The organism is Streptomyces viridochromogenes (assembly GCF_001270495.1).
Lineage (GTDB): Bacteria > Actinomycetota > Actinomycetes > Streptomycetales > Streptomycetaceae > Streptomyces > Streptomyces viridochromogenes_A.
In genome coordinates this window covers 22487-28699 of the sequence record NZ_LGUR01000270.1, presented here as the reverse complement: position 1 = coordinate 28699, position 6213 = coordinate 22487, and the positions used below count along the sequence as shown (strand labels likewise).

General features: G+C 71.5%; 8 protein-coding genes. 5 read left to right on the top strand and 3 right to left on the bottom strand.

All coding sequences use genetic code 11. From position 1 onward, the window contains the following. From ADK36_RS44925 to ADK36_RS44910, 4 genes are all read left to right on the top strand, one after another. Nucleotides 1-562 (top strand): ABC transporter substrate-binding protein (locus tag ADK36_RS44925; protein ID WP_159391267.1); only part of this gene is annotated, 562 nt, incomplete at its 5' end. A 51-nt stretch (nt 563-613) separates the two neighbouring features. Next, on the top strand, nt 614-1405 hold the full coding sequence (locus ADK36_RS44920) for an ABC transporter ATP-binding protein (RefSeq protein ID WP_053201676.1): 792 nt from the start codon (nt 614-616) through the stop codon (nt 1403-1405). Next, the gene (locus ADK36_RS44915) at nt 1392-2267 is read left to right on the top strand and encodes an ABC transporter permease (RefSeq protein ID WP_053201674.1); all 876 of its coding nucleotides are present in this window, start codon (nt 1392-1394) and stop codon (nt 2265-2267) included. The genes ADK36_RS44920 and ADK36_RS44915 overlap by 14 nt, the downstream gene beginning before the upstream one ends. 6 nt (nt 2268-2273) lie before the next feature. Beyond that, entirely contained in the window at nt 2274-3014 is a 741-nt protein-coding gene (locus tag ADK36_RS44910; RefSeq protein ID WP_048582578.1) for a sirohydrochlorin chelatase, read from the top strand. Between the two features lie 288 nt (nt 3015-3302). On the opposite strand, the gene ADK36_RS44905 is transcribed toward ADK36_RS44910, so the two are convergent. After that, nucleotides 3303-4319, bottom strand: coding sequence for a ketopantoate reductase family protein (locus ADK36_RS44905; RefSeq protein WP_053201672.1), 1017 nt, complete (start codon nt 4317-4319; stop codon nt 3303-3305). Nucleotides 4320-4387: 68 nt separating this feature from the next. Here ADK36_RS44905 and ADK36_RS44900 point away from each other — a divergent pair, with 68 nt between their 5' ends. Further along, the gene (locus ADK36_RS44900; RefSeq protein WP_048582576.1) at nt 4388-5251 is read left to right on the top strand and encodes a transglutaminase-like domain-containing protein; all 864 of its coding nucleotides are present in this window, start codon (nt 4388-4390) and stop codon (nt 5249-5251) included. Here the strand turns inward: ADK36_RS44900 and ADK36_RS44895 are convergent. Together ADK36_RS44895 and ADK36_RS44890 are read right to left on the bottom strand one after the other, a co-directional pair. Beyond that, nucleotides 5232-5609 (bottom strand): DUF4440 domain-containing protein, encoded by a 378-nt coding sequence (locus tag ADK36_RS44895; RefSeq protein ID WP_048582575.1) that lies wholly within the window; start codon nt 5607-5609, stop codon nt 5232-5234. The genes ADK36_RS44900 and ADK36_RS44895 overlap by 20 nt on opposite strands. Continuing rightward, nucleotides 5602-6150 carry a DUF1697 domain-containing protein gene (locus tag ADK36_RS44890; RefSeq protein ID WP_048582574.1) on the bottom strand — a complete coding sequence of 183 codons (549 nt, stop codon included), beginning with the start codon at nt 6148-6150 and terminating at the stop codon, nt 5602-5604. Before ADK36_RS44890 ends, ADK36_RS44895 begins: the two co-directional genes overlap by 8 nt. Nucleotides 6151-6213: the final 63 nt, after the last annotated feature.

The window sequence follows — 6213 nt, the reverse complement described above, 5'->3', positions numbered from 1 at the left end:
CGCGGAGAGCGGCAAGGGTGACGTCTCCGTCGTCCGTACGGACAACAAGATCACGCCGGACGCCTACAAGTCCGGCTCGATCGACGGCGCGTGGGTGCCCGAGCCGACCGCGTCGAAGCTGGTCGCGGAGGGCGGGAAGGTGCTGCTGGACGAGGCGGACCTGTGGCCGGACAAGAAGTTCGTGATCACGAACGTCATCGTGCGGCAGGACTTCCTGAAGAAGCACCCCGAGGCCGTCGAGGCCGTACTGCGCGCCTCGGTGCGGACCAACGAGTGGATCGACGACAACCCGGAGAAGGCGAAGGCCGCGGCGAACGCGCAGCTGAAGACCGACACCGGGAAGGCACTGCCGGGCAACGTGCTCGACCCGGCATGGCAGTCCATCCAGGTCACCGACGACCCGCTGGCGGCCACGCTGAACACCGAGGCCGAGCACGCGGTCAGGGCGGGGTTGCTTCAGAAGCCGGACCTGACCGGCATCTACGACCTGACGCCGCTGAACAAGGTTCTCAAGGCCGAGGGCGAACCCGAGGTCGACGACGCCGGGCTCGGCGTCAAGTAAGCCCCTAAGCCCCGTTTTCCGGATCCCGCGAGTTCCCAGGAGGTGACGACCATGGCAACCGCCGCCCTCGCCAAGGCCGCCGACACGGATGCGTCCGTGGAGCACGCCGCGCGCATCGACCATGTCTCGAAGTCGTTCGCCGGCCCGGCCGGGCAGCAGCTCGTCCTGGACGACATCACCCTCGATGTCGCGCCCGGCGAGTTCGTCACCCTCCTCGGAGCGTCCGGCTGCGGCAAGTCGACGCTGCTGAACCTGGTGGCCGGGCTGGACCGGCCCAGCGCGGGCAGCATCACGACCGACGGCCGCCCCGCGCTGATGTTCCAGGAGCACGCCCTCTTCCCGTGGCTGACCGCGGGCAAGAACATCGAACTCGCCCTGAAGCTCAGGGGCGTCTCCAAGACCGAGCGGCGCGAGCGGGCCGAGGAGCTCCTCGAACTGGTCCGGCTGAAGGGCGCGTACGGCAAGCGGGTGCACGAGCTGTCCGGCGGGATGCGCCAGCGGGTCGCGATGGCCCGGGCGCTCGCCCAGGACAGCCGGCTGCTGCTGATGGACGAGCCGTTCGCGGCGCTGGACGCGATCACCCGGGACGTGCTGCACGACGAGCTGACCCGGATCTGGCGGGAGACGGGGCTGTCGGTGCTGTTCGTGACGCACAACGTGCGCGAGGCGGTCCGGCTGGCCCAGCGGGTCGTCCTGCTGTCCTCCCGGCCGGGCCGGGTGGCCCGGGAGTGGACGGTCGGCATCCCGCAGCCGCGCCGTATCGAGGACGCCGAGGTGGCGGAGCTGTCCCGGGAGATCACCGAAGAACTGCGTGGGGAGATCCGCCGTCATGGCCAGCACTGAGACGACCGCCGCCAAGGATGGCAAGGACGGCAACGATCTCGCCGGGCTCGAAGCGGGGCTGGACGCCCTGGACACGGTCCAGACGGGCCGTACGCCGTTCCGGAAGACCCTGACCCAGAAGGTGCTGCCGCCGGTCGTCGCCGTCGCGCTGGTGCTGGCGGTCTGGCAGGTCCTGGTGTGGGCCGGGGTCGCGCCCGACTACAAGCTGCCCTCGCCGTCCGACGTGTGGGGCGAGGTGCGCGAGTCCTGGCTCCAGGGCACGCTCTTCGACTACATCTGGACGTCCGTCTCACGCGGTCTGATGGGCTTCCTGCTGGCCCTGGCGATCGGTACGCCGCTGGGTCTGCTGGTGGCGCGGGTGCGGTTCGTGCGGGCGGCGATCGGGCCGATCCTGTCGGGTCTTCAGTCGCTGCCCTCGGTGGCCTGGGTGCCGCCGGCCGTGATCTGGCTGGGCCTGAACGACTCGATGATGTACGCGGTGATCCTGCTCGGCGCGGTCCCCTCCATCGCCAACGGTCTGGTGTCGGGCGTCGACCAGGTACCGCCGCTGTTCCTGCGGGCCGGCCGCACGCTGGGAGCGACGGGTCTGAAGGGCGCGCTGCCCGGCTATCTGGCGGGCCTGAAGCAGGGCTGGGCCTTCTCCTGGCGGTCCCTGATGGCCGCCGAGATCATCGCCACCTCGCCCGATCTCGGTATCGGCCTGGGCCAGCTGCTGGAGCAGGGCCGTACCAACAGCAGCATGTCCCAGGTGTTCCTGGCCATCTTCCTGATCCTCATCGTCGGCATCGCGATCGACCTGCTGATCTTCAGCCCGCTGGAGCGGTGGGTGCTGCGCAGTCGCGGTCTGCTGGCAAGGAGCTGAGGCCCTGTGTTCAAGAAGCCGGTACTTCTCGTCATCGCCCACGGCAGCCGCGACCCGCGCCATGCCGCGACCGTGCACGCCCTGGTACGCCGGGTGCGCTCGCTGCGCCCGGACGTACGGGTGGAGACCGGCTTCCTGGACTTCAACATCCCGTCGGTGCAGGGGGTGCTGGAGTCGCTGGCGGCGGAGGGCGTCCGGGACGTCGTCGCCCTGCCGCTGCTGCTGACGCGGGCCTTCCACGCGAAGGCCGACATCCCCGCGGTCCTGCGGGACGCGCCGCCGCAGCTGCGGATCCGGCAGGCCGAGGTGCTGGGGCCGTCGCCGCTGCTGCTCGCCGCCCTGGAACGGCGGCTGTACGAGGCGGGTCTGACCCCCGCCGACAAGTCCTCGACCGGGGTCGTGCTGGCCTCGGCGGGGTCCTCCGACCCGGAGGCGATCGCAGTGATCGCAGAAATCGCGCGGGAGTGGCGGCACACCGGTTGGTGCGCCGTGCGGCCTGCGTTCGCCTCCGCATCTCTTCCCCGCACCGAGGACGCGGTGCGGGAGCTGCGGGCCCTCGGCTGCGAACGCGTGGCCGTGGCCCCGTACGTCCTGGCCCCCGGCTTCCTCCCGGACCGGATCGCGCGGGGCGCGGCCGAGGCGGACGTCCTGGCGGACGTGCTCGGCGCGGCGCCGGAGGTGGCGCGGGTGTTGGTGGAGCGCTACGAGGCGGCTCGGGTGCCGGCGCTGGCGGCTGTCGGGGCGTGAGCCTGCGGCGGCCTGGTGCGGGTGGGTGGGGGTTCGCGGCCATGCCTGCGGCGCCTGTGCGGGTTCGGTGGGGGTGCGCGTAGCGCCTGCGGGTTCGTTGTGGGCGGGGCCGTGCCGGGGGGTGTCCGTCCTCGGTCCGGTGGTGGGCCTTGCGCTGGAGGTGCCGTTTCTTGACACCGGACTCTGCGGGCGGACACCCCCCGACACGTCCCCTTCCCGCCGTACGCGGGTGCGGCGCCGCGGGGGTGCGCCGGCCGCTCGCCCGGCAATTGTTACGCCCCGTGGCTGTCAGTGCGCGGCCCGCGTCTCCTCGTCGGCCAGTCGTACGAGTTCCCCGACCGGCATCGATCCCGGCGCCCGTCGTTCGCGCGCGAAGGTGTTGGCGAGGCGCTGGAGGAGGTCGTTCAGTGGGGTCGGTACGCCGTGCAGGCGGCCCAGGAGGGCGATCTCACCGTTGAGGTAGTCGGCCTCGATGGTGCCGGTGCCGCGGGTGAGGGACTGCCAGGAGGAGCCGCCGCCGCGCGGGGCGCCGTCGAGGGGGACGAGGGTGACCTTGTCGCCGCGTACCGCCCGCTGTTCCGCGGCGTCGGCGTACGCGATCCCGGCGGCGTCGAGCACGGCGGCGCCCTCGGCTCGCACGCGCTGGAACAGCGCCGTGGCCTCCTCACTGTCGACGGGGCCGGTCACCGCCTCCAGGGCGTTGCCGAGGTTGGCCAGCAGCTTGGCGTACTGCCAGCGGGCCACGTCGGCCACGACCGGTGCCTCGAAGTGGGACTTCTCCAGATCCGCGGCGATGAGACGGGCGGTCTCGTCGGTGCCGTGCGGGTGGCGGCCGAGATGGAGGATGCCGGTGAGAGGGCTGCCGGCGGCGGAGACGACGCCGGGTTCCACGTACGTCGACGGCAGCCAGACGCAGACGCCGTACACCCGTCGGAAGAGCCGTAGGGCGAGGCGCTGGCTCTCGACGCCGTTCTGGGCGCAGACCAGCGGCAGGCGCTCGGCTGCCGTACCGCCGCCCGTGACCGGGACCGGGCCCCACGCCTGCAGCGCGGCCGTGCTGTCCTGCGTCTTGACGGCGAGGACGAGGACGTCGTCGGGGCGGAGCTCCCCGAGCGCGGCCGGCCCGTCGACGACCGGCAGCCGGTGCGTCAGCTCGCCCTCCGGCACCCTGAGCCGCAGCCCGTGGTCCCGTAGGGCCTCGAAGTGCGCGCCCCGCGCGACCAGAACGACCTCGTGCCCCGAGCCCGCGAGCCGTCCGCCGACGACACCGCCGACCGCTCCCGCCCCGATGATGATGTAGCGCATACGACGAGCCTCGCACACCCGTCCCCCGGGTTGACCTTGTCCCTGGGGCAGGCTTCAGGGTCCCCGGCATGGACGACTTCTATCTGAAGCAGACGCCGTACAGCGATCCGGGGAGCCTGGACGTCAGCCGGCTGCCGCGGGACCCGGGCGAACTAGCCCATGTCGTACGTGATGTGATCATCCATCAGGGAGAAGGGGAGCGCCTGGGGTACGCCATCCCCGCGCAACGCCTGTACGAGGACGCCGAGTCGCGCTACGTCACCGGGATACTGCGGGTCCTGGCTGAGCGCGGGGGCACCTCGCTGACCGGCGCACGGGAGCCGGCGGCCCGGTTCGTGGGCACGTGCCGGGACTTCGCGCTGCTGCACGTGTCCCTGCTGCGCGCGACGGGTACGCCGGCCCGGGTCCGCGGCGGCTTCGGCACCTACTTCGTCGACGGCTTCCACGAGGACCACTGGATCACCGAGTACCGTCTGCCGGACGGCGGTTGGCGTCTGACGGATCCGCAGGTGCTGCATCCGTCGTACGACCGCCTGGACTTCGATCCGCTGGACGTGCCGCGCGACCGGTTCCTGGTCGCGGGCGAGGCGTGGCGGGCGTGCCGGGCCGGGGAGGCGGATCCGGAGACGTTCGGGTTCTGGAGCGACGAGACCCTGCGCGGGATGTGGTTCGTCCAGGGCAGCCTCGTCCTCGACCTCGCCTGCCGGGGCGGCGTCGAGACGCTGCCCTGGGACGGCTGGGAGCCCCTGGCGGGCTTCGGCGACGCATCGCTGTCCGCCGCCGACCTCGCCCTGCTGGACGCCGTGGCCGCCGCGCACACCGACGAGGATGTCCGGCGTCTGTGCGGGGAGCCGCGACTGGCGCCGCCCCGCGAGATCCTCTCCAGGTCGCCCCGCTTCGGGCTGCGCAGGGTCACGCTTCCTCAGGGCTGAAGGGCGTCCCCTGGTGGAAGTACATCTGCCAGCCGTCACCCGTCAGCCGCCACAGCGAACTGCGGTGCGCCCGGCGGCCGTTGTCCTCCGTGTCGAAGGTCAGGTGAACGAGGTCGGGCGCGAGTTGGACGGCCGCTATCCGCGAGACGACGGTGGGCCGGGGCCCCGGGTCGGTGCCCGCGAGCAGGGACTCGATGATCGACGTCCGGTCCCAGCACCGTCCCGACGCGCCGAACTCACGGAACTCGGGGTGCAGCAACTTCTCCAGGGATTCCGGGGAGGACCGGATCTCCGGCCTGAGCAGACGAAGTTCGCCCTCGACGGCGGCTTCCACGGCGGGGGTGCGGACGTCAGTCACCTGTCATCTCCACGAGCTTCACGACGGTGTTCCAGTTACGGCTGGTGGCGATCAAACCCTTGTTGAGCCGGGGCCGCGACAGGATTTCGGCGAGCTTGGAGCGGCCCAGGCCGTTCGGGGCGTACAGGTACAGGGCGCGGTCGCCGAGGCGGAACTCCTCCGGGAGGTAGGCGGCCTGGTCGATCTCCGCGAAGCGGTCGGCGTCGACCGGGGCGGAGAAGTAGGTGACGTGGAGCTGTTTCGCCTCCAACTCGGCCGCCGGGAAGGGACAGTTGTCGGCGATCGCCCGGAGATAGTCGTGATCGCGCACGATCACGTCCACAGGGAAGCCGAACTGCTTCTCGATCGCCGACGTGAGCTCCGCCGCCAGGGACTCCTCGTCGCCGTGGTCAGTGGTGAACACCGCCTGGCCGCTCTGGAGGTAGGTGCGTACGCCGTCGTGGCCGAGACCGGTCAGCAGGGTGCGCAGGTCGGCCATCGGGACTTTTCTGCTGCCGCCCACGTTGATTCCGCGCAGCAGTGCCGCATACGTCGTCGTCATCCGGCCACCTTAAGGCGACCCACTGACAGTGCCTCGGCAGTTCTCTGGCAGTCCTGTGACGCG